Annotated in this window: 19 protein-coding genes and 2 tRNA genes; 14 read left to right on the top strand and 7 right to left on the bottom strand. The window is 43.9% G+C overall.

Annotated elements, in window-relative coordinates; translation table 11 throughout:
• Positions 1–110 precede the first annotated feature (110 nt).
• From E5672_RS07765 to E5672_RS07730, 8 genes are all read left to right on the top strand, one after another.
• On the top strand, positions 111–2,900 hold the full coding sequence (locus tag E5672_RS07765) for a DNA translocase FtsK (protein ID WP_136781679.1): 2,790 nt from the start codon (positions 111–113) through the stop codon (positions 2,898–2,900).
• Between the two features lie 16 nt (positions 2,901–2,916).
• Positions 2,917–3,699, top strand: a complete 783-nt coding sequence (gene lolA, locus E5672_RS07760) for an outer membrane lipoprotein periplasmic chaperone LolA (protein WP_136781678.1) — start codon at positions 2,917–2,919, stop codon at positions 3,697–3,699.
• The gene (locus E5672_RS07755) at positions 3,686–4,993 is read left to right on the top strand and encodes a replication-associated recombination protein A (RefSeq protein ID WP_136781677.1); all 1,308 of its coding nucleotides are present in this window, start codon (positions 3,686–3,688) and stop codon (positions 4,991–4,993) included. The genes lolA and E5672_RS07755 overlap by 14 nt, the downstream gene beginning before the upstream one ends.
• Before the next feature lie 74 nt (positions 4,994–5,067).
• Positions 5,068–5,451 (top strand): fluoride efflux transporter CrcB, encoded by a 384-nt coding sequence (gene crcB, locus E5672_RS07750; RefSeq protein ID WP_136781676.1) that lies wholly within the window; start codon positions 5,068–5,070, stop codon positions 5,449–5,451.
• Positions 5,452–5,461: 10 nt separating this feature from the next.
• Positions 5,462–6,763 (top strand): serine--tRNA ligase, encoded by a 1,302-nt coding sequence (gene serS / locus E5672_RS07745; RefSeq protein ID WP_136781675.1) that lies wholly within the window; start codon positions 5,462–5,464, stop codon positions 6,761–6,763.
• Positions 6,764–7,263: 500 nt separating this feature from the next.
• Positions 7,264–10,197, top strand: coding sequence for a TonB-dependent receptor domain-containing protein (locus E5672_RS07740; protein ID WP_136781674.1), 2,934 nt, complete (start codon positions 7,264–7,266; stop codon positions 10,195–10,197).
• A 65-nt stretch (positions 10,198–10,262) separates the two neighbouring features.
• Entirely contained in the window at positions 10,263–12,227 is a 1,965-nt protein-coding gene (locus E5672_RS07735) for an alpha/beta hydrolase family protein (RefSeq protein WP_136781673.1), read from the top strand.
• 146 nt (positions 12,228–12,373) lie between these two features.
• Positions 12,374–13,078: an SOS response-associated peptidase family protein gene (locus E5672_RS07730; protein WP_136781672.1), complete on the top strand. Its 705-nt coding sequence runs from the start codon at positions 12,374–12,376 to the stop codon at positions 13,076–13,078.
• An 86-nt stretch (positions 13,079–13,164) separates the two neighbouring features.
• Here the strand turns inward: E5672_RS07730 and E5672_RS07725 are convergent, their stop codons facing one another.
• Complete coding sequence (locus E5672_RS07725; RefSeq protein ID WP_136781671.1) at positions 13,165–13,602, bottom strand: host attachment protein; 438 nt, start codon at positions 13,600–13,602, stop codon at positions 13,165–13,167.
• Between the two features lie 377 nt (positions 13,603–13,979).
• On the opposite strand from E5672_RS07725, the gene E5672_RS07715 reads away from it, so the two are divergent.
• Positions 13,980–14,756 (top strand): hypothetical protein, encoded by a 777-nt coding sequence (locus E5672_RS07715; RefSeq protein ID WP_240692183.1) that lies wholly within the window; start codon positions 13,980–13,982, stop codon positions 14,754–14,756.
• 44 nt (positions 14,757–14,800) lie between these two features.
• Here the strand turns inward: E5672_RS07715 and E5672_RS07710 are convergent, their stop codons facing one another.
• Genes E5672_RS07710 through E5672_RS07690 form a run of 5 tightly spaced genes read right to left on the bottom strand, consistent with a single transcriptional unit; the run spans position 14,801 to position 16,992 of the window.
• On the bottom strand, positions 14,801–15,148 hold the full coding sequence (locus E5672_RS07710; protein ID WP_136781669.1) for a TusE/DsrC/DsvC family sulfur relay protein: 348 nt from the start codon (positions 15,146–15,148) through the stop codon (positions 14,801–14,803).
• Complete coding sequence (locus tag E5672_RS07705; RefSeq protein ID WP_136781668.1) at positions 15,145–15,513, bottom strand: hypothetical protein; 369 nt, start codon at positions 15,511–15,513, stop codon at positions 15,145–15,147. Before E5672_RS07705 ends, E5672_RS07710 begins: the two co-directional genes overlap by 4 nt.
• Positions 15,513–15,881: a DsrE family protein gene (locus tag E5672_RS07700; protein ID WP_136781667.1), complete on the bottom strand. Its 369-nt coding sequence runs from the start codon at positions 15,879–15,881 to the stop codon at positions 15,513–15,515. The genes E5672_RS07705 and E5672_RS07700 overlap by 1 nt, the downstream gene beginning before the upstream one ends.
• The gene (tusD, locus tag E5672_RS07695) at positions 15,881–16,270 is read right to left on the bottom strand and encodes a sulfurtransferase complex subunit TusD (protein ID WP_136781666.1); all 390 of its coding nucleotides are present in this window, start codon (positions 16,268–16,270) and stop codon (positions 15,881–15,883) included. The genes E5672_RS07700 and tusD overlap by 1 nt, the downstream gene beginning before the upstream one ends.
• A 56-nt stretch (positions 16,271–16,326) precedes the next feature.
• Positions 16,327–16,992: a Bax inhibitor-1/YccA family protein gene (locus E5672_RS07690; RefSeq protein WP_014949619.1), complete on the bottom strand. Its 666-nt coding sequence runs from the start codon at positions 16,990–16,992 to the stop codon at positions 16,327–16,329.
• A 239-nt stretch (positions 16,993–17,231) separates the two neighbouring features.
• Here E5672_RS07690 and E5672_RS07685 point away from each other — a divergent pair.
• Positions 17,232–17,322: transfer RNA gene (locus E5672_RS07685), tRNA-Ser, on the top strand.
• Between the two features lie 142 nt (positions 17,323–17,464).
• Positions 17,465–18,931 (top strand): DUF3360 family protein, encoded by a 1,467-nt coding sequence (locus E5672_RS07680; RefSeq protein WP_136781665.1) that lies wholly within the window; start codon positions 17,465–17,467, stop codon positions 18,929–18,931.
• 198 nt (positions 18,932–19,129) lie between these two features.
• On the opposite strand, the gene E5672_RS07675 is transcribed toward E5672_RS07680, so the two are convergent.
• Positions 19,130–20,035 (bottom strand): LysR family transcriptional regulator, encoded by a 906-nt coding sequence (locus E5672_RS07675; protein WP_136781664.1) that lies wholly within the window; start codon positions 20,033–20,035, stop codon positions 19,130–19,132.
• 194 nt (positions 20,036–20,229) lie between these two features.
• On the opposite strand from E5672_RS07675, the gene E5672_RS07670 reads away from it, so the two are divergent.
• From E5672_RS07670 to E5672_RS07660, 3 genes are all read left to right on the top strand, one after another.
• The gene (locus E5672_RS07670; RefSeq protein ID WP_136781663.1) at positions 20,230–20,679 is read left to right on the top strand and encodes a DoxX family protein; all 450 of its coding nucleotides are present in this window, start codon (positions 20,230–20,232) and stop codon (positions 20,677–20,679) included.
• Between the two features lie 93 nt (positions 20,680–20,772).
• Positions 20,773–21,669 carry a DODA-type extradiol aromatic ring-opening family dioxygenase gene (locus E5672_RS07665; RefSeq protein ID WP_136781662.1) on the top strand — a complete coding sequence of 299 codons (897 nt, stop codon included), beginning with the start codon at positions 20,773–20,775 and terminating at the stop codon, positions 21,667–21,669.
• A 169-nt stretch (positions 21,670–21,838) separates the two neighbouring features.
• Positions 21,839–21,926 (top strand) — tRNA-Ser (locus E5672_RS07660).

Here is a 21,926-nt window from a genome sequence, read left to right as displayed (position 1 = left end):
AGAGTTCGCTAAGCTCTTTGCTGCGTTTAGCGCAAAGATAGAATGTATAGGCTAACACCAATTGTTTATACAAAACTACATGCGAAAGAATTTTAAGGTTTTTTAGGGTTATGGCGCGATTAACAGGGGTTCAGCGAGTGTGGGAAGCAGGCATGATTATCGCCTGTGTTTTCGCCTTCTTCTTATTGCTGGCACTAGTATCTTTTCATCCAGGTGACCCAGGTTGGAGTCAGGCTGGTTTACAACTAGACATACACAACTGGGTAGGCGCAACAGGAGCATGGGTTGCAGATTTGCTGTTGTTTTCATTTGGCTTTCTTGCTTATCTTCTGCCATTCGGTTCTGCCTTCTTAGGCTGGTTCTTGTTTCAACATATCAAAGAACTAGACGAATTCGATTATCTCACCATTGGTTTACGGATAATTGGAGGGTTGTTAATGGCGCTGGGCGCTACGGGTATCGCAAGTATTAATTTCGACGATATCTACAACTTTTCAGCGGGCGGTTTTGTTGGTGACGTCATTAGTTCGGCACTTATACCGTACTTTAATACAGCTGGAACGATCCTGTTGTTACTTTGCTTTTTCTGTACCGGATTTACGCTATTAACAGGTATTAGCTGGCTTACCATTATTGATAGATTGGGCGAAGGGACACTGTGGTTGGGTCGCAAGAGCTTGTCAGCACCTCAAAGTTTATTAGCACTTGAAATGCCACGTTTGGCGTTAGCTAATAAGTCTTCCAGCCAAGAAAATGCCGACGGCGCGGAGTTAGATATTACCAGTATGCGGGCAGAGCCCTTGGCGTCTTCGCCGCAGGTTCAGCCACAGCAAGCGCAAAAGGCTACACCCACTCGTAGCGAACCTAACTTCGGTATCGACGACCTAGAAGATGAACCTCCGTTTTATACCTATAACAAAGATGAGTCCGTTCAAACTCAACCTAACCCTATGCCAAAGGTAGATGAAAATATTACCGCGCCGGTTGAAAGTGACGCTGAGACCAAGAAACCGGCTTTTTCTCTATCGGGCATGCGTGAAGCGGTTACGGGTAGCTTTAAAGATAAAGTGGGTTTGGGCAAATCAGGTCAAGAAGAATCAACGCATTCACCCGGTGAAAGCGCTCAAGATGAACAGGCTCAGCAGGCTCAACAAAGCCCGCATATCAATTTTGACGAGTTAGAGGAGTTTGAGGAAGACCTGCCTTACGAAACAGGAAGCAAGCCAGTAGCGTCGGCAAACAATACAGCTTCCTCAGCACAGGATAGTCAGCCTTCAGCGTCGGTTATTAATACGCAACCAGCGCACACGCAAGGTGATGCTCAAGGGGCAAATCAGGCATTTACCCCTGCTGCACTTGGAGCCAAGCCAGTTAAAGCCAGAGCAGGGCAAATAGACCCTGACTTGCCACCTATGCCGTCGTTTGATTTGCTTGAACGCGCAGACAAACATGAAAACCCGCTTACGCCGGAAGAGATTGAAGGCATTTCTCGCCTAGTTGAAGAAAAGCTTGCTGATTTCAATATCGAAGCAACAGTCGTGGGTGTGTACCCAGGGCCAGTAATTACGCGCTTTGAGCTAGATTTAGCGCCTGGCGTTAAAGTGAGCAAAATTACAGGCTTATCGAAAGACTTAGCCCGTGCAATGTCAGCTATTTCAGTTCGGGTTGTGGAAGTTATCCCGGGTAAGTCGGTTATTGGATTAGAACTCCCCAACAAAAAACGCGAAATGGTGCGTTTAAGCGAAGTAATTAGCTGCGATACGTTCCAGTCTAACAAGTCGCCATTAACCATGGTATTAGGTGCCGACATCTCAGGCCAGCCAGTAGTGGTTGATTTAGCTAAAATGCCTCACCTTCTAGTTGCTGGTACTACAGGTTCAGGTAAATCTGTGGGTGTGAACGTAATGATTTTGAGTTTGCTTTATAAAAGCACGCCTGAAGACGTTCGCATGATCATGATTGACCCGAAAATGCTTGAGCTTTCGGTGTACGAAGGTATACCGCATTTGCTTGCTGAAGTGGTTACTGACATGAAAGAAGCCGCCAATGCCCTTCGGTGGTGTGTGGGAGAAATGGAACGTCGTTATCGCCTAATGAGCGCTCTTGGCGTACGTAACCTAAAAGGCTACAACGCCAAGGTAGAAGAAGCCATTGCTAACGGTACGCCGATTAAAGATCCGCTTTGGAAGAACGAAGAAAGTATGGATGCTGAGGCACCAGACTTAGCAAAGCTTCCAGCTATTGTGGTTGTGGTTGATGAATTTGCCGACATGATGATGATTGTGGGCAAAAAAGTGGAAGAGCTAATTGCGCGTATTGCGCAGAAAGCGCGTGCTGCCGGTATTCACCTTATTCTAGCTACCCAGCGTCCATCGGTAGATGTTATTACCGGTTTGATCAAAGCGAACATTCCAACTCGCTGTGCGTTCCAAGTTTCCAGTAAAATAGACTCAAGAACTATTCTCGACCAACAAGGTGCAGAAACCTTGTTAGGTATGGGGGATATGCTTTATCTTCCACCGGGAAGCCCTGTACCAACTCGTGTTCACGGTGCGTTTGTTGACGATCATGAAGTACACGCGGTAGTGGCTGACTGGCAAAAACGCGGTGAGCCGGAATACATTGATGAAATTCTTAATGGGGAAGCAACCGCTGAGGTGCTGCTGCCAGGAGAGCAGCCTGAGGGCGAGGGCCAAGAATTCGACGCATTCTACGACGAGGCTGTCGCCTTCGTTACCGAAACCCGTCGCGCGAGTGTATCTAGCGTGCAGCGTAAATTTAGAATTGGTTACAACCGTGCAGCACGCTTAGTTGAACAAATGGAAATGAGCGGTGTCGTAAGTGCACAGGGGCATAACGGAAACCGTGAGGTGCTTGCACCACCGCCCCACAAAGAATAATGAATGGATTGAATAAATGAATAAAGCAGTTTCGGTTTATTTTATTAGTGCATTTTTTGTAGGTGCACTGTCGGCATCGGGTGTAGCAATTAACTCTGCCAATGCGGCTGTAGAGCTTAACGGAGCTAACATTGCAATAGCGGATAGCGGTAGCGAAGACGCCGTTAGTGCTGACGCTTCAGGCAGCATGAATGATGATGTTAGTTCGTCGCTGCAAGCTTTATTAAGCGGTATGAAACAGTTTCGTGCAGGCTTCAACCAAACAGTAGTAGATGCGCAGCAAAACGTGGTGCACGAAGCTCAGGGTACGTTAACCATGACTCGTCCGAATAAGTTACGTTGGGAGACTACGTTTCCTGATGAAACCTTACTGGTAGCCGATGGTGAAGCGGTGTGGAATGTGGATACCTTCGTAGAACAAGTAACGGTGCTATCCCAAGCGAACGCTATTAAAGATAACCCAATTGTTTTGCTAACGTCTACAGATGAAACTACGTGGTCAAAGTTTACTATTAGCCAAATGAACAGTGGGATCGTTACTGACAATTCGGCAAATGGCATAAATAACGATGTTGCTTTGGAAAGTTATCAAATCACACCTAAGGAAGAAGGTGGTCAAATTGTCACGCTTACTTTAACGTTTAATCAAGACAATGAACTGGCTTTACTTAATATGCTCGATGCGCAACAGCAAATTAGCACGTTAGTGTTTAAAAATATTGAAACCCGCTTTCCCGTGCCAGCCGATACGTTTTCAGTTGATATTCCAGATAGCTTCATAATTGATGACCAGCGTTAATCAAGAATTCGCGCCGTTAGCGGCGCGAATGCGCCCGGTTTCCATTGAACAGTACAGCGGTCAAGAGCATTTACTTGGTGAAGGCAAGCCACTTCGTAAAATGTTAGAGGCGGGTCACTGCCACTCTATGATTTTGTGGGGGCCGCCCGGCACAGGCAAAACCACTCTTGCAGAGCTTATCGCACAATACACGAATGCGTCTGTGCTACGTATTTCTGCGGTTACCTCTGGGGTAAAAGACATCAGAGCCGCTATGGACACGGCAGAGGAAAACGCCCGCTACAATCAGCGAACGCTGCTTTTTGTAGATGAAGTTCACAGGTTTAATAAAAGCCAGCAAGATGCGTTTTTGCCATTTGTTGAATCTGGTGTGGTTACCTTTATAGGTGCAACCACAGAAAATCCGTCGTTTGAATTAAACAAAGCACTGTTATCTAGAGTTCGCGTTTACGTGCTAAAAACACTTGAACAACACGCGCTATCTGAATTAGTTGATAGAGCACTGAGTGATAGTGAAAAAGGCTTGGGCGATAGAGCCCTTGGTATTGAAGACATAGCAAGAAACGCCCTTATAGATTTAAGCGGTGGCGACGCCCGGCGCCTTCTTACCTACTTAGAGCTGGCTGCCGACTTCACAAGCGCTAACAATATCACCGTAAACGATGTAGAACATGCGGTAGGCGAGAAAGTTGCTAGCTACGACAACAAAGGCGATACCTTCTACGACTTAATTTCAGCATTTCACAAATCTGTGAGAGGTTCAGATCCTGACGCAGCTCTTTACTGGTATGCAAGAATTTTGGATGGCGGCGGTGATGCACTGTACGTGGGAAGGCGATTACTGGCTATCGCGTCAGAAGATATTGGTAACGCCGACCCCAGAGCCATGCAGCTTTGCATTAATGCATGGGACACTTTTCATCGTGTTGGGCCGGCAGAAGGCGAGCGGGCCATTGCGCAAGCAGCCGTTTACTGTGCCTTAGCAGCAAAAAGTAATGCGGTTTACATGGCATTTAATGAAGCAAAAGCATTGGCGCGTAAAACATCCGACGCTCCGGTTCCCATGCATTTACGCAATGCACCAACGTCGCTTATGAAAGAATTGGGTCATGGCGACGGCTATCGCTATGCACACAACGAACCGAATGCCTTTGCAGCTGGCGAAACATATTTACCAGAAAGCCTTGCGGGAACGCGACTGTACAACCCTAACGAACGCGGTTTAGAAAAAGCGTTAAAAGCCAAGCGTGAATTTCTCGATTCACTTAATGCGAGAAGCAACAATAAAAGGTAAAGTTGTTAAGGTGTACCTCACGCATTTGAGTAACATCAATTTATCTATAAAAATAACGCGCTAGGGAGTTTTTCGTGCCTCAAGGGTTAGCTTTGTACTGTTTTATTGCCGCTGGCGGGGCGACCGGCGCCTGTTTACGCTATTTTGTTACCACAAGTGTTGATTCCTTATTTGGAAAACACATGCCGTTTGGTACACTAACGGTGAATGTGGTTGGGTCGTTTGCACTTGCGTTATTGTACGGCATTATCGAACGTCACGATTTAAGCGACTCTCCTTACCGTGCGCTCATCGGTGTGGGCCTATTAGGTGCCTTTACTACATTCTCAACATTTTCTGTTGAAACCTTAACTTTATTAGAAAACGGGTTGTGGCTTAAAGCCGCAGCGAATGTATTTCTTAACGTTGGCGCTTGCCTAGTAGCAGGTTGGCTAGCCATTCAATTAATGAAAGGATAATTAGAAACACATGTTAGATCCAAAGTGTTTGCGAAGCGATATAGAACAAACAGCTAAGCGATTAGCTGCCCGTGGTTTTAACCTCGATGTAGCAGCTTTTAGTTCGCTTGAAGAAAAAAGAAAAACACTTCAGTCCAGAACACAGGATCTGCAAAACGAGCGTAACGTACGAAGTAAGTCCATTGGTAAAGCAAAAGCGCAGGGCGAAGATATAGCACCGCTTTTAGCTGAAGTGGGTAAACTGGGTGACGAGCTTGATGCCGCTAAAGCGGAGCTTAGCGAACTGTTAGAAGAAATAAATACCTTTACGCAAGGCATTCCTAACTTGCCGCATGAGTCTGTACCTGAAGGCGAGAACGAAAACGACAACGTGGAAATTTCCCGTTGGGGCGAACCTCGTACGTTTGATTTTGAAGTAAAAGATCACGTAGATGTTGCAGAAGGCTTAAACAATGGCCTTGATTTCGCAACGGCAAGTAAGCTTACCGGAAGCCGTTTTGTAGTGATGCGCGGCGATATTGCTCGCCTAAATCGTGCAATTGCGCAGTTCATGCTTGATACCCATACACAAGAACATGGCTACCAAGAAATGTATGTGCCTTACTTAGTTAACGCAGATAGTTTATACGGTACAGGCCAGTTGCCTAAGTTTGGTGAGGATCTATTTCACACTAAACCAGCAACCGAAGAAGGACAGGGACTTAGCCTAATTCCTACGGCGGAAGTTCCGCTGACAAACATCGCACGCGATGAAATATTAGATGCGAAAACACTGCCTGTGAAAATGACAGCGCATACGCCTTGCTTCCGCTCAGAAGCCGGTTCGTATGGTCGTGATACGCGTGGCCTTATTCGTCAGCATCAGTTCGATAAAGTCGAGCTTGTACAATTGGTTAAGCCTGAAGAGAGCTTTGACGCGCTAGAAGCACTGACAGGGCATGCCGAAGTTATTTTGCAAAAGTTAGAATTGCCGTACCGCAAAGTGTTGCTATGTACGGGTGACATGGGCTTTGGCGCATGTAAAACCTACGATCTTGAAGTATGGCTACCGGCGCAAAATACCTACCGTGAAATTTCGTCATGTTCAAACATGCTGGATTTCCAAGCGAGACGTATGCAGGCTAGGTTCCGTAACCCTGAAACAAACAAAACTGAACTACTTCATACATTGAACGGTTCTGGTTTAGCGGTAGGGCGTACACTTGTGGCAATTCTGGAAAATAACCAGCAAGCAGACGGAAGCGTAACCATTCCGAAAGCGCTAGTGCCTTACATGGCAGGGCAAGAAGTGATTAAAGCAACGAGTGCGTAAATAAAAACGATCAGTAGACAACCCAAGGCAATCAGACGCCACTTTGTTGTTACTTGATACTAATAAAATCCGGTATCGTAAGTAGGTATCGGATTTTATTATCTTTCCTTTTGTGCCGAATATCCCTCCTATTTTCAAGTTAGTTCGCATATTATTTAGCCAAGCGCTTAGTATGTAAAATTTCTCTATATAAACAACACCTTATAATTCAAAAAAATTCAATAAAAGTTGTTTCTAAATGTAAATGGATTAAGTGTTTTACTCTTAAATTATTTATATTTCATGCACTAACGTCATAATTGACACTTTCTCCTTAATCCTATACTTTTTGCTAACGTTGCTTGCAGCGTAACAAAAATGAAATATGGGTCCGCCTTTATCACAAAAATGAAAAAAAGGTCGAATTCACATTTACTTAAAATAAGAAAGCTTAACGGATAAACGGACTTACCTCTCAGGTAATTCTGTTTGTTCAGAAAGCCGAATTCCAGGGAATCAAAATGGAAAACCGAAACACACTAAATCGATTATCTCAAGGGATAATCATCGCGCTTGGTCTTGGGGGAGCTTCATTCGTAGCTGCTCAAGAAGAAGCAGACAATAGTGCTGAACCTGTAGAACAGATTTCAGTAGTAGGCTCTCGTATCCGCACAGACTCTTTTGCTAATGATACTCCTATCGACATCATTTCTGTTGAAGATGCTGAAGGTGAGGGTCTTAAGACTTTGGGGGAACTACTTCGTACAAGTACTGCGGCAGCTGGTTCAAGCCAGATTACTGCGGCGCTTACCGTAGGTTATGTTACTGATGGTGGTACTGGTGCAGAGACTGTAGGCCTACGTGGCTTAGGTGCTAACCGTACACTTATTCTATTGAACGGCCGTCGTGCTGGACCTGCGGGTACACGTGGAGCAGTTTCTTCATTCGATTTGAACAGTCTTCCACTTTCAGCTATCGAGCGCGTTGAAATACTTAAAGACGGTGCATCTGCGCTTTATGGTTCAGACGCGGTAGCCGGTGTAATTAACATTATCACCAAAAAAGGCGACGAGAAGACAGTAAACGTTGATATCAGCCAGCCGATGGAGTCGGGCGGTGAAGACCGCCGTATTAATATCTCTTTTGGTGAAGAGTACGCAGAAGGTTCATTCCGTGTAACTGCTGACTACCGTAAGGTATCTATGCTACGTCGTGGTGACCGCGACTATTTCAACTGTACTGAACGTCTACAGTTTGCTGCGGATGGTTCACGTGCCGATCCTATCGACCCACGTACTGGTGACTACCACTGTAGCGAAACAGGTTACGGCTTATGGTTGTATGGCGGGGTTTCTTCAGCTTACGGCGGTAGCTTACAAGCAGCGTATGACTACGACAACTTTTTTGCTAACAACGGTTATGAAAGCATTAACGATGCAAACGTTGGTTTCACAACGCCAGAAGGCTGGTATCCAGTATCGTTTAACGACGACTATGCCAGTGAAGGTTGGTGGGATCTAAACCACCCATTCCTAGCTGCGCAAACTGTTGTACCAGAAACACAAAACGCGTCGCTTTATGCAACCGGTGAATATAACCTTACTGACGATGTAGTGATTTACGGTGAGTTCATTCATAGCCGCCGTACAACAAAAACTGATGACTACCGTCAGTTCTGGACTGCTGATGTAGGCACGCTATCTACCGATGTACTAGATGGGTTTGATGGAGATGGTTTCATATTCCCCGTTGCTTTGACAGACCACTTCAGCTCAGAAATTCAAGTTGACTATACCCGTGGTGTTGTTGGTGCAACCGGCGATATCGGCTTCTGGACTTGGGATTTATCTTATCAGTACAGCCACAACGATGGTAAGTACGAGCAAGATATCATCTACTACGATGCTATGTTGATGGCGCAGATCAATGCTGCTACTGGCGGTAGCTGTTCTGGTGAAGTGACAGAGTATAGCGGCAATACTTGTGTAGACATCCCTTGGACTGACCCAGAATTCCTTTACGGTAACAGAACTCCAGCACAAGAGTCGTTTTTATTTGGTCGTGATTACGGGCAAACAACTTACGACCAGCAAACCCTTGAAGGTTACGTAACTGGCGACTTGTTCACTTTACCAGCCGGTGAAGTAGGTGCTGCATTTGGTTTCCAAATCCAAAAAGATGAAATCGAAGATACGCCTGGAGAAAATACTCTTAACGGCAACTCTTGGGGTCTTTCTGGAGCAGGTATCACTGCAGGTGATCAGTTGACTAAAGCGATCTACGCGGAAGTTAAAGTTCCACTTTTAGAAGACGTGACAGGCTTCGAAAGACTTGATCTAACTGCCTCTGGTCGTTGGAACGATGTTGATACTTATGGTTCAGACACAACGTTTAAATTAGGCTTGAACTGGTCTATCGTCGATGGTGTGAGCGTTCGTGCGAGTCGTGGTACGTCTTTCCGTGCTCCGGCTCTATACGAGCTATACCTTGCAGAGCAGACTGGCTTCGCTGGTCAGCTAGCTATCGACCCTTGTCTTGACTACGTTAATCAGTTTAACGCGGGTGCAATTTCCGATACCGTATTTGCAAACTGTCAAGCTGAAGGTATTCCTGCGGATTACGAGCAAGGTGGAAGTTCAGCGTTGCTTGTTACAAGCGGCGGTGTAGGTCGTCTTGAAGCTGAAACTTCAGTTGCAGAAGGTATCGGCCTTGTGCTTACTAGCCCTGAAGATACGTACGCTTTCTCAATTGACTATTTCAATATTGAAATTTCAAATGAAATTGACAACTTGGGCGGTGGAGACATTGTTAGCCGTTGTTATAACTCTATCGATTTCGCTAACGAGCCATTATGTGATTTGTTTACACGTAGAGACGGTTCAGACGCAAACGATTTTGGTATCGACCAAGTTAACGGTGGTTACGTAAACATTTCATACCAACGTGTACGCGGTGTTGACTACAACTTCACTTATGATGAGGAATTCGATTGGGGTAACGTTCGTTTCCGCGTAGAACACACTATGCAGATTGAAAAGTTCGGCCTATTGTTTGAAGATTCTCCGTATAACAACGAAGTTGGTGAAAACGGTGTTCCTAAGCATGTGGGTGTAGCTCGACTAACCTATGGCAAAGACGACTGGAGCGTTACGTGGACTGCTAGCTACTTCGACTCTACTAACGATTACGAGTACTACAGTAGCGAAACAAATACCACTACGCTAAATGGCGAAACAGTGACGTTTATCGATGAAACGAAATGGACGACATATCACGCATTGTCGGGTTCATTTGTTTACGAAGACTTCGATTTTACTGTGGGTGTAGCAAACATGTTTGACAAAGAACCACCTCAATTATCTAGAAGTGGTTTCGAGTTAGGTAACTCTGCTTTATTCTCTCAGTACGACTTTATCGGTCGAAGAGTATTTGCTAACGTAAAATACAACTTCTAAAAGTATGACTTAAAGTAGTAAGCCTCCGATAATCGGAGGCTTTTTTACATGGAGATGATAAATAAATGAAAGCTCGTTTGTCTTTATTGAAAACGATTATGCTGGGAAGCCTAGCTTTTTCTTGCATATCTTATGCGGACGTTCAGCAACCTATTATTGAAAGTTATGCAAAGCATGCTCAATATTTGGATATTAAAATTTCCCCAGAGGGTACCTACTTAGCCTCAACATCCCGCAGCGAAGAAGGTTTAATTTCGCTGACAGTTTTAGATATCAAAAAACAAGAGGTTGTATCAATTACGCGTGGACGCGGGAAAGAGTCGGTCAGTACATTTAACTGGCTAAATGACGCTCGTCTCTTGTTAACAATGGCTCGTGAAGTGGGCTCCTTTGAAGAACCGCTGCCCACAGGCGAACTTATAGCTATGAACGCTGACGGAAGTGACAGCACGATATTAACTGGCTGGCGTTCAGAAAGCGGCGATAAGCGGTTCTCTCGAATTGTTGACTATTTACCATCAGATCCCGATGCCGTTGTGGTTTACAGCGTTGATTTGACCGCAAGAGAGCCTTACCTAGATCTTTATAAGATGAAAGTAAGCAATGGGCGGAAAAGTGGTATGGGAAGAATGCCGCTACGTCGCTATGCAGGCAGTGGAGCAGAGGTTATTACTGGAACCAACGGTAACGTATTAGCGATGTTTAACTCTGACCCTAACGAAGATAATAAGCAAACGTTAATTGTTAGATCGTCTCCCGAAAGTGATTGGTATACTGCATATGAAGCCGGTGCATACGACCCATTTTTCCAACCTTTAGTTTTTTTAGCTGATAACAAAACTCTTGTTGGTTTAAGTACCATAGAAACAGATACACAAGCACTTGCTACATTTAATGTAGATACAAAAAAGCACACTGTTCTTTACGCACATGACAAAGTTGATGTTTCACCCATTGTTCACGTTCAAAATGGCCAAGTTAGAGAAGTTCAAGGGGCTTCTTTTGAATATCTGGGTATTGATGCTGTATTTTTGGACGGTGTCCAATATGGCGAAGATCAAAAAATATTAGCAAGCTTAACAAATACCTTTAAAGGTCAAGTGGTTGAAGCAACGTCTTCTACTAATGATACAAATCAAGTGATCTTTCGTGTAGGTAACGCGAATAACCCCACTGTCTTTTACTTGTTTGACAAGTCAGCACGTAAGCTCGTCAAACTCGCTGAAACTAGGCCTTGGCTGAAAGATTTAACGATCCCTAAGTCGCAACTAATCACCTATAAAGCAAGAGACGGTCAGGAAATTTCGGCAGTTCTTACGCTTCCTGATGGAAAATCTAAAAACCTTCCTTTTGTTTTGCTTCCCCATGGTGGGCCACACGGCCCTTATGATTCATTAAGTGGAATGGACAGCGATGCGAAAGTACTAGCATCACATGGGTACGCAGTACTACAGCCAAACTTCCGTGGCTCGGGTGGTTATGGTCTTCCGTTTGAAAAATCGGGATTTCGTAAATGGGGTACCACGATGATAGATGACATGACCGACGGTACTATGCATCTTGTTAAACAAGGCATAGTTGATAAAGACCGCATGTGCGTTTACGGTGGTTCATACGGTGGTTATGCTGCATTACAAAGTGTAATTCGTGAGCCTGATCTTTACCAATGTACAATTGGTTTCGTGGGTGTATACGACTTAGACATGATGCTTGAGAAAGGTGACATCCCTGAAAACCAAGCGGGCATAAACTACCTTAATCAAGTGCTGCCAACGGGTGGTGAAAGGGATTTACAGTCTCCAGTTAAAAATGTAGACAAAATAAAAGTCCCTGTTTTCATTATTCAGGGTGAAGAGGACGTACGTGTACCTAAAGAGCATGCATTTGCTTTGCGTGCTGAGTTAGAGAAGCGCAACATGCCCTACGAGTGGATGATGAAATCAGGCGAAGGCCATGGTTTCTATAAGCCTGAGAATAACGTAGAGCGTTGGGATGCAATGATCAAGTTTTTGGATAAGCATACACAGTAAATGGCATGCATTACTGAAACTAGAAATTGCAAATAAAATCAAGAGGAAACGGTTAGCTACCGTTTCCTTTTTTTATTTTTAGCTTTGATTTCTAACGCTAAGCGTTACTATTAGACAGGTTTCTTAGTAAAAAAGAGAAAGAATACATGTGCGGATTCATACAACGTATTACTGACTCACCTGAAGTTATAGCGCTACTTGAAGAAGTCGGGCTTACAGAAACCATACCGCTCTTTGTCAACGAATCTTCCACAAGCAATGTCATTAACTTTTATCCCGCATTTGGAAAAGCAGCCGAACGGCAAATAACCAACGCAATTGTGTCTGATGATAGCACCATAGATGCTACATGGTGGTTTGATGCTAAGCCCGTTGAAAACACGTTAGAGGTTGGCAACAGAACCACATTCAATGCCCGTAATCTAGAAAGCCCTTATTGGGGAAAGTTTATTCGAGAACGGCGGGCTATAGTCGTAGCAACGGCAGTAGGGGAGTCTAACCCAATTGGGAAAGGCAAAGCACATTACTTAATGAAACCCACCAGTGGGGCATTGCTTATTGGTGCGGTATATCGGAGGTTTAGTAACGGTCTATATTCTTGTGCAGTGGTGACGCGTCCGCCCATAGATGGCTTTAGTCAGTATCATGAAAAATCCATTCCCTGCTTTCTTCCTCATGATAAGCATGCTATTAACGCGTGGCTAACGGCTGACACTAAAGGCGCATTGAATAATGAGGTAGAGTATATTTTGAATAACCCTCGTATCTATACCGACCTAGAAGTCACGCAAGTAAAAACGTTTAAGAGCGCTGAGGCAGTGGGTGAAGTTAATATGTTAAAGGCTGACTAAAACTTTTAAATAATACCGCGCATACGAATAAAATGAAGGCGGTCAAATCACAGCCGCCTCTAACCTTAGATTTACAGGAAAACGTGTTATTTAAGGTAGGAAAGTAAGGTTTCCTCGTCCACACCTAAAACATTCTTTTTCACTTCTTTATCGACAACGTCCGAACATTGAGATGACATTCCGTTTCGCAATTTACCAAGAAACCCAGGTCCGCTAATAATATCTATCGAGCCCAACGCCCCCCGTTTACGCTCACCATCTAGCCAGTCAGCAATGTCACTAGCAAATCGTTCATCTTCGAGTTCAGCGGCATCTTTTCGATTCATGCTATCAACGCCCGGTACTTGCGAAGCGGGAGCCGATTGTCTGCCGGGTTCATCTGTATAAATGTCTTGGTCACTCGCGCCACTAAACTCATTGTGCCACTTCTTTACCTCAACAAGTGCACTTCCGTGGTTGGTATAGGTGTAAGCTGTGGCGTCGTCGTGGTTGGCCACAATTACGTAGTGTTTTTGAACTGTCATACAGCCTCCTATGTCCATTTATGTAAAACATTCACGTTTATGGTGTTCGGTAAAAGGCAAGTATGAAAAATATGCCTGAAACCCGAGATAAAACGCTAATGTTAGAGGTGAGTTGCAATATCAACACCAAGGCTAGAGCAATTTACAAAAGGGCGGCTCTTTTGATAGTTACCTTAAATCGGGCCTCAATCCGTGCAAAGAGCTTGGTTGGAATAATAACTAGGAAGAAGGAAGTTATGCTTAATCTATAAGCTTAATATAAATTATTGAATCGTAATGTACGTTTTTGAACAGTAATATTGATTAGTGGAAGGTTGCAGTCTACATTAACCATTATAAGAAATAGGACATAAGATAAAAGAGATAAGGACTTTTCAATGAATAAAATAGGAATATTAGCGGCGTTTCTATTCTTACCCGCAATAGTGACTGCTTCAATTATGGATGAAACTGGGCAGCCAAACTCCTTTAATAGCGCGAAAAAAACCTCAAATACTTCACTTGCAGAGGCACAATCTGAAACTTCAGCCACATGCTATGTTGTTTCTGAATACTACAAAGGAGCAAGGAGGCAAAACGAAGTCAGGAACCAAATAGAAAGCAGTATTATAAAATATGTGGAGGGAAAGAACCTAAATCTCAATGATTTAGGTAAAGGTGAGGAGTTGACTGGTCTAGAAATTGAAATCGATGGGCATTCAGTAGACCTTAATGTTTATCGTGACTTAAATGATAAGTCTATCATTGCTTTTGTTGGTGACGCTGAGAATCGCTTGGTTTTTAGACTTGGCCTTTTGCTGGAACTCTCTACAAATCATAAATATAAGTTAAATTCGGCAGCACTAAGCCTAGAGAGAGGCATGTCGAAAATTGATGGGATGACCCATGCGCTAGCATTTATAGACGGCGAAATAGATGAAACAACTAATACCATTGCTGACGACGAGCAGTGCCGAAGAGAACTTGCTAAAAAACAGGCAAAAAACCAATATTGGGGGGCTTATATTGGTCCAGGTCTAGATTCTTCAAATATTTTAGAGCCCCATTCTCCAGGAATATGCAAAAGAACAGTGAGTATGCGTACTTGCTATGAGAGTAATGGCCAGACTTTTTGTGCAGAGACAGTGTACTCTTTTCCGGAGCGGTGCGATTGACGGAAAATAGAACTAAGCGATGCCTGGCCTTTCCAATATCGCCTTTACAAGCATTTCGCGGGTTTAGGTAATCCTGCTAATTTAGTGGCTTGCTTCGCCGGGCCTTTTTTAAAGAGTCGCTGCAAGTAGCGGCTATTACCTTTTTCTGGGCCAAACTTATTGGCCATAGCTTTCACCAAAGCACGAATCGCTGGGCTGGTTTCGTACTCTTCATAAAATGCGCGCACGAAACGCACTACTTCCCAGTGGGCCTCGGTTAGCTCAATGTTTTCTTCTTGCGCCAGCAACTCAACCATACCTTCTTCCCAAAGGGTATAGTCGAGTAAATACCCGGCTTTGTCTGTAGGGATCGCATGCCCTTTATAATTGAAGCTATAGGTTTCTTGTGTCATGAAAGGGGGATCCAGTGCTGATTGTTTGCTGATATTTCAGCAAGTTCTTTGTGGGAAATTGGATTAATATGTTCGGGCAGATTTGCGCCCCTAGCAGCCGCATCTGTACTCAAGAACGACAGGCTAAGCGTTGGTTTGTCTTTTGCCGCGCTTTCTACCTTATCTTCTACCGTACTTTTTACCGTATTTCTCTCCGTATTTCCTACGAAATTGGCCAGTTGCTCAAAAAACGCGGTGTTTAATACAGGGGCATAAACGCCATCACCAACAAATACAATATATGTTAAGTTCGCCTGCTTAAAAGTGGCTTCAATAAGCTGTTTGTATTCAGTGCTCAAATTTGGCGTTGAAATAGTAATAAGCATTAGAACGTCACCACATGATCTACGCTTTGGATAAGCGCGACTTTTTCTTCTGGGGTTGTCCACTCACAGTCTAACTCATCAACTAAACTGTTATTAGCAAGAACCTGTTCAATGTCGTAGGTATCTGCACTTGCTTTACACACAAAACATTCTTCGATATCGAAAAACGGCATGCTAGCCAAACGCTTAGTGTGATTTTTTAGTCCTTTGGTAGATGCTGCTTTAACAAGCTGCAGCACACCTTGGTTTTCAAAAAGCACTTTAACATCGTGCCCATAGTTTGTTGCAGCAAGCGCAAAATCTAAACCGTCTTGGCTTTTAGCATTGGAAAATGGGCTTTGTGTAAACCTTATAAGTAACCTTGCCATTAGAACTGCACCAGCCTGTTGCACTCGTGGAGCGCAGTGAAGAATTCGCCCAAGCCTGCTTGCTCGAAAGGCGCGGTTAAATTGGCCTGAGACAGCCCATTTTCTTTCGCCTCTAACTCACTCACAATACCTCGTTTAACGGCGGCGGTAATGCATACAAGTAATTTCACGTTGTGTTCAGACGCTAGAGTCTTCCAGCTATCAAGTATGAACAGCTCGTCACCCGTGTTTAGCATTAAGTTATTAGTGTGGTGTACACCTTCGCTATAAAAGAAAACATTGTTTATTACATCACCATTATCAATAACACCTTGCGCAAATGCGAGGGCGCGTAAAGCGGTATCGCCTTGAAACGGTGACGATGTGATAAGTATTGAATATTCTGCCATACAAATAAAAACACCCCGGTTAAGGGGTGTTTATCTTTTTAACCTTTAACGCTAAATTAATCGTCGCCGCCAAATGCACCCAGAAGGTGAAGGATAGACGTGAACAAGTTGTATATGTTCAAGTATAGCGAAACTGTCGCGCGAATGTAGTTTGTTTCACCACCGTGGATGATACGGCTTGTATCAAACAAGATGAAACCTGACATAATGAATACAATCGCTGCACTAATTGCTAGGCTTACTGCAGGTACCGCGAAGAAGATGTTCGCAATAGCAGCAACAAGCACTACAACTAGACCTACTACCAAGAATCCGCCCATAAACGAGAAGTCTTTCTTAGTGGTAAGTGCGTAGCCAGAAAGCGCGAAGAACACAAGTGCTGTCGCACCCAATGCTTCCATGATTAGACCAGGACCGGCTACACCTAAATAGAAATTAAGCGTGTAACCAAGTGATGCGCCCATTAAACCTGTGAATGCAAACACCCAGTAGATACCAGATGCCGAGTCAGCTTTTTTCTGAACTACAAAAAGAGTAATAAAAGCGCCGATAGTCATAACAAGAGACATCATAGGAGAAATGCCTACTGCCATCGCTATACCAGCACAAACCGCGCTAAACGCTAGTGTCATCGCAAGCAGCATATAGGTGTTGCGTAGAACCTTGTTCGTCTGCAATACCGATGGTTGAGATGCACTTGAATACATCGAACGTTGATCCATTGTTTCCTCCAACAGGACTTATGATATGACCAAAATGGTACACAATTATTTAGTGTATGTTGTATGGGTTTTAGTTCCCATTTTCAAGTAGTTTCAGATGAAAATGGTGTCAGATGAATATAAAAACGTCTCTTATACGTGCTAAACCGCTTATTTGATTGAAATCTCGGCACTTAGACAACTTTTTTAATTTTTCGCTTTACAGTCATAAAAATATCATTAAGATACGCAGCACTTCAGGAGAGTTGGCAGAGCCCGGTTTAATGCACCTGACTTGAAATCAGACGTGGGGTCAAACCCACCGGGGTTCGAATCCCTCACTCTCCGCCATATTATGAAAACCCGCACTTTGTTGCGGGTTTTTTTATGCCTGTCTATCACGTTAAACTTTCGTATAAGACCACAGTCGCATTGTTACATTCCATTCACATGTTTAGGCTTGCGTTTTCTTCGCGCAATCTAAAGGTGTTATGTGTCACAGGAAAGTTCTTTTTATCAAAATCTTCACAAACCAAGCAGTAGTTTTAAATCAAGAGACGACTATTTAAACCACGAATTACAAATACTTTCTCCTAAACGTTGGCGGTTAAACCTGCCTGGTAAAGATTATCGCGTTGAGTGGGAAGACTTTGTACCCGGTATGGCTGCAACCATAGGTAAAATTGTTATGGTTGCCGCCGTTGTTGGCGCATTTGCAGCGCCACTAGGGCTGTCTCCTGAATTTGTTATCGAAAACGTGCGCTTTGAATTACTTATTGCCGCAGTCTTGTTCGTTGTTTTAATTTCAGCCTTTTTCAATCCGTCTGCCAATTTAGCGGGTACACACGGGCCGCTGTTACCGCTAGTACCTCTTATCGTTGCATCTGGTGGTCACCCCATGGCACTTGGCCTGCTCATCGGTTTATTTGGTTTTATTTTAGGAATAACAAAAGGCGGCAGCATACTCGCTAAGCTCACCAGTAACGGTGTTTGCGGTGGGCTGTTGTTATATTTGGGCTTTATAGGCATTACAGGTCAGGTCAAGAAGCTATTTGCTTGGGCAGAAAGCTTTGATATGGCTTACTTGGCCTTTGTGGTGATCATTGCCACTATTTTAATGTATGCATGGCTGGAACATATTCAAAAGCGTTGGCTGGCCATTCCTCTTGGAGCAATAATGGCGGCAGCAATTGCTTTTGCTTTTGACGCGCCATTTGAATTTACCACATCGCCAGGTATGCCCAATTTGAATCCTGCTTATTGGTGGGGTGAAGACACAGGATGGAAACTAGGTCTTCCAGAATGGTCTCATTTCATTGCTGTCCTTCCTTTTGCCGTGCTGGCTGTGTCTATGTGGTCTCCTGATTTCTTAGGTCATCAAGTCTTCCAAAAGTTGAGCTATCCCAAAAAGAGCGAACGGGCTCACATGAACATTGATGATACCATGATTGCTGCGTCGAGCCGTCAAGCTGTGGGCAGTCTGTTAGGTGGCGGTAATATTTCATCTTCGTGGGGAACGTATATCATTCCTGCGTCAATTGCGCGTAGACCCATTCCCGGTGGTGCTTTGGTAACGGGCTTTTTATGCATAGTAGCAGCTCTGTGGGGGTATCCTATGGATTTAGCTATTTGGCCTCCTGTACTTTGCGTAGCGCTTATAGTGGGAGTATTTCTTCCTTTGATGGAAGCGGGTATGCAAATGACGCGTGAAGGTAAAACTACTCAGTCAGCTGCTTTAGTTGTGATCTCATCTGTATTAGTAAACCCTGTATTTGGCTGGTCATTTACCATGCTGTTAGATAATTTAGGGCTGGTAGGGTGTAAAGACCGAGCAGGAGATTTAGGTAAAGCGGGGCGCTGGGTTATTCCAGGTATTACATTCTTAATTCTCTGTACGGTTATGGCACTAATTGGCATGTTCCCTGGTGTACCTGCAATTATGGAAACGTTTAGAGTTTAATGGCGCTGAATTGGTTAGGGGTAAAGGTAGTGGTGTATACATAACCCCATCAGTTTTGCTCAATCAAATTCAAGACTAATAGACTCAGAAGTGGTTAACACCGGCGGCGTAGAGTAACCTTTACGCCGCTTTCAATTTATAGCAGATTTAGGGTAAGCCCCGTAAGAATGCACTTTTCACGGGTTATGCGTAACTGTTTTAGTTGTCCCAATAGGGCGTGTCTGTGAAATAATTAGATAAAAAGTCGATAAAAACACGCAGCTTATTTGAAATCAGTTTTCTATGTGGGTACACCGCATACAACGATATAGGTTGTGGGACGAAGTCATCAAGTATGGACACTAGCTCACCATTTTTGAGTGCATCTCCTGCAATAAAAGTAGGTTGGAGCACATATCCTTTTCCTTGCTTTGCTACATTAGTTAGCACTTCTCCATTATTAGCTGTTAGCCTTGGGGTTACTTTCTGAGCGTTGGCTTTTAGTGCAGCAATAAGCGCTGACTTGTCGCTATCGTAGTTAACGTAAGAATACTCAAGGTAGTGTTCAGGCTTTAATTCAGCTGGATGTTTCGGTGTGCCATATTTTTTTAAATAGGCTGGTGCGGCACAAAGCGCTAATTTTATCGTTGTAATTTTTTTGGCCACCAGCGTTGAGTTAGCAAGGTGGCCTGCACGTATTGCTACATCAAACCCTTCATCTATGACATCAATTTTTCTGTCGTTTAGCTGCAAGTTTATCGAAACACTCGGGTGTGCTTGTTGAAATGAACTGAGCGCTCCAGCTAAATGCAGAGTGGAAAAAGAAACTGGCGCACTAACATGCAAAACGCCTTTTGCTTCTGTATTAAGCAATCCAAGCTGACTTTCCATATCGGTTACGCTTTCAAGAATATGGTTAGCATGCTGCAAGCATTGTTGTCCTGCCTCGGTTAAGTGGATTTTTCTTGTAGTGCGATTGAATAAGCGCGTATCAAGTTGCTTCTCTAGTTCTGCGACATATTTGCTTACCAGCTGATTTGACGTGACTAGCTTTTCTGCAGCTTTTGTAAAGCTGCCTTCATTTGCAACAACGCTGAAAGTTTTCAATAGCAATAATTTATCCATCGTTCAGCCTTTCATTCTAATAAACAACATGATGTTGGTAATCATTCAATATTAGAGTGCTTTATTCAATAGGTGTTGGTAACTATTCTGTATGCATCAGGTTAGCGCAGTGCCAACGCTATGAAGACATGCACTGCGTTCATCACTTTTTAGATATGACACTTTCAATCACAAAGACTTTAAGGATTCGACAAATGAGTAAGCAATTTTTGAAAAATATTTTTACTTCTAACAACAGTTTTTCTAGTTTGGTTTTACGTGTGCCGGTGGGCATTATTCTTACTGCACACGGCGCACAAAAACTCTTCGCTTGGTTTGGTGGTTACGGATTAGAAGGCACTGGGCAGTGGATGGAAAGCATTGGACTAGCGCCAGGCTTTTTAATGGCATTGCTGGCCGGTAGTGCTGAGTTTTTTGGTGGAATAGCACTTATTGTAGGTTTTCTAACACGCCCGGCCGCTTTGGTAAGTGCATTCACTATGGTGATTGCAATTTTTAGCGTGCACGCAGCCAACGGTTTGTTTATGACCAACAATGGTTATGAGTTTGCGTTAGCATTGCTTGCAGCAACAACGGCTCTCGTTATTCAGGGAGGGGGTAAATTTTCTATCGACTCTCTGATCAGTGACAAGTTTTATAAGTAAGGCGAGCTACGCCCATTTTTTCTGAAGCCGGCTTTAAACAGTCGGTTTCTATGGTAAGCCACGCCCCGCACGGATACGATTTAGAGTAGTGCTATGAAACAGCCAATCGAAATTAAAACGCCATTGCCAGTACAAATGAGTACAGCGTATATATCTCATGGCGGAGGTCCGCTACCACTGCTTGAAATGCAGACAAAAGGTGACGCGAATTCTCCCCAGTATCACAAGGAAATGATTGAAGCGCTCAAAACGTTATCAGCAGATTTCCCCAGGCCTGATGTAATCATAGTAATTAGCGCTCATTGGGAAGAAACAGAAGTTAGTGTGACTACTCACCCAGAGCCTCCCTTGGTTTATGACTATTATGGCTTTTCTCAAGAGGCGTACTCTCTTAAATACCCGGCCAAAGGAGAAGTTTCACTCGCAACAATGCTATTAAAGCGTTTAACCGAACAAGGCATTGCTGTGCGGGAGGATAGGGCACGTGGTTTCGATCATGGAATGTTCATTCCCCTAAGTATCATGTATCCCAACGCTGATGTACCCTGTATTCAAGTATCCATTACGTCTGATTTAAATACGGAAAAGCATGTGGTATTGGGAGAAGCAATTAGGAAAGCTGTAGAACGCGGGATAGAGCCTGTAAATAGTAATGCAAAGAACGAAGTGAATATTTTAGTATTGGGCTCGGGGTCTTCTTTTCACAATATGCAGGGCTTTTTTGATAGCTCCGATGACGCAATACGAAAAGCAACGCGCTTTAATAACTGGCTTCAGACTACTATGCAGACTAGTGCCTACAGCGAGAATGAACGCAAAGCTCGTCTTGTTGAATGGTACAGCGCGCCGGATGCGCGATATGCACATCCTAGAGAAGAGCACCTTCTTCCACTCCATGTTTGCTATGGAGTTAATAACCGAGCGGCTGATAAAGCGATGTCTTTAACGCTTTTAACCAAACCTGCAAGCATGTTTGTGTGGAGTGATTGACCAGTGCTTAACAGTGCTGCGTCAATGTAACGTATGATCAAATAATGTGTAATTTAAACCAGAGCAATTAAATTTTGAGCACTTTGTTTATCAATTAGTCGTTTGATTAAAAATGTTAAAATTAGTGCTTTACAGACCCACATAAATCATTAAGATACGCAGCACTTCAGGAGAGTTGGCAGAGCCCGGTTTAATGCACCTGACTTGAAATCAGACGTGGGGTCAAACCCACCGGGGGTTCGAATCCCTCACTCTCC

Origin of the sequence: Alteromonas portus (assembly GCF_005117025.1) — a bacterium.
GTDB lineage: Bacteria > Pseudomonadota > Gammaproteobacteria > Enterobacterales > Alteromonadaceae > Alteromonas > Alteromonas portus.
Note: the sequence above shows the minus strand (reverse complement) of the source record. Positions and strands in the feature narration are given on the sequence as shown.

Coding starts and splice junctions, on each gene's coding strand:
- E5672_RS07690 (WP_014949619.1), bottom strand. CDS start 16,992: ATGGATCAACGTTCGATGTATTCAAGTGCATCTCAACCATCGGTATTG.
- E5672_RS07670 (WP_136781663.1), top strand. CDS start 20,230: ATGAGTAAGCAATTTTTGAAAAATATTTTTACTTCTAACAACAGTTTT.
- lolA (WP_136781678.1), top strand. CDS start 2,917: ATGAATAAAGCAGTTTCGGTTTATTTTATTAGTGCATTTTTTGTAGGT.
- E5672_RS07730 (WP_136781672.1), top strand. CDS start 12,374: ATGTGCGGATTCATACAACGTATTACTGACTCACCTGAAGTTATAGCG.
- E5672_RS07755 (WP_136781677.1), top strand. CDS start 3,686: ATGACCAGCGTTAATCAAGAATTCGCGCCGTTAGCGGCGCGAATGCGC.
- tusD (WP_136781666.1), bottom strand. CDS start 16,270: ATGGCAGAATATTCAATACTTATCACATCGTCACCGTTTCAAGGCGAT.
- serS (WP_136781675.1), top strand. CDS start 5,462: ATGTTAGATCCAAAGTGTTTGCGAAGCGATATAGAACAAACAGCTAAG.
- E5672_RS07765 (WP_136781679.1), top strand. CDS start 111: ATGGCGCGATTAACAGGGGTTCAGCGAGTGTGGGAAGCAGGCATGATT.
- E5672_RS07675 (WP_136781664.1), bottom strand. CDS start 20,035: ATGGATAAATTATTGCTATTGAAAACTTTCAGCGTTGTTGCAAATGAA.
- E5672_RS07740 (WP_136781674.1), top strand. CDS start 7,264: ATGGAAAACCGAAACACACTAAATCGATTATCTCAAGGGATAATCATC.
- E5672_RS07665 (WP_136781662.1), top strand. CDS start 20,773: ATGAAACAGCCAATCGAAATTAAAACGCCATTGCCAGTACAAATGAGT.
- E5672_RS07735 (WP_136781673.1), top strand. CDS start 10,263: ATGAAAGCTCGTTTGTCTTTATTGAAAACGATTATGCTGGGAAGCCTA.
- E5672_RS07725 (WP_136781671.1), bottom strand. CDS start 13,602: ATGACAGTTCAAAAACACTACGTAATTGTGGCCAACCACGACGACGCC.
- E5672_RS07705 (WP_136781668.1), bottom strand. CDS start 15,513: ATGCTTATTACTATTTCAACGCCAAATTTGAGCACTGAATACAAACAG.
- E5672_RS07710 (WP_136781669.1), bottom strand. CDS start 15,148: ATGACACAAGAAACCTATAGCTTCAATTATAAAGGGCATGCGATCCCT.
- E5672_RS07700 (WP_136781667.1), bottom strand. CDS start 15,881: ATGGCAAGGTTACTTATAAGGTTTACACAAAGCCCATTTTCCAATGCT.
- E5672_RS07715 (WP_240692183.1), top strand. CDS start 13,980: ATGAATAAAATAGGAATATTAGCGGCGTTTCTATTCTTACCCGCAATA.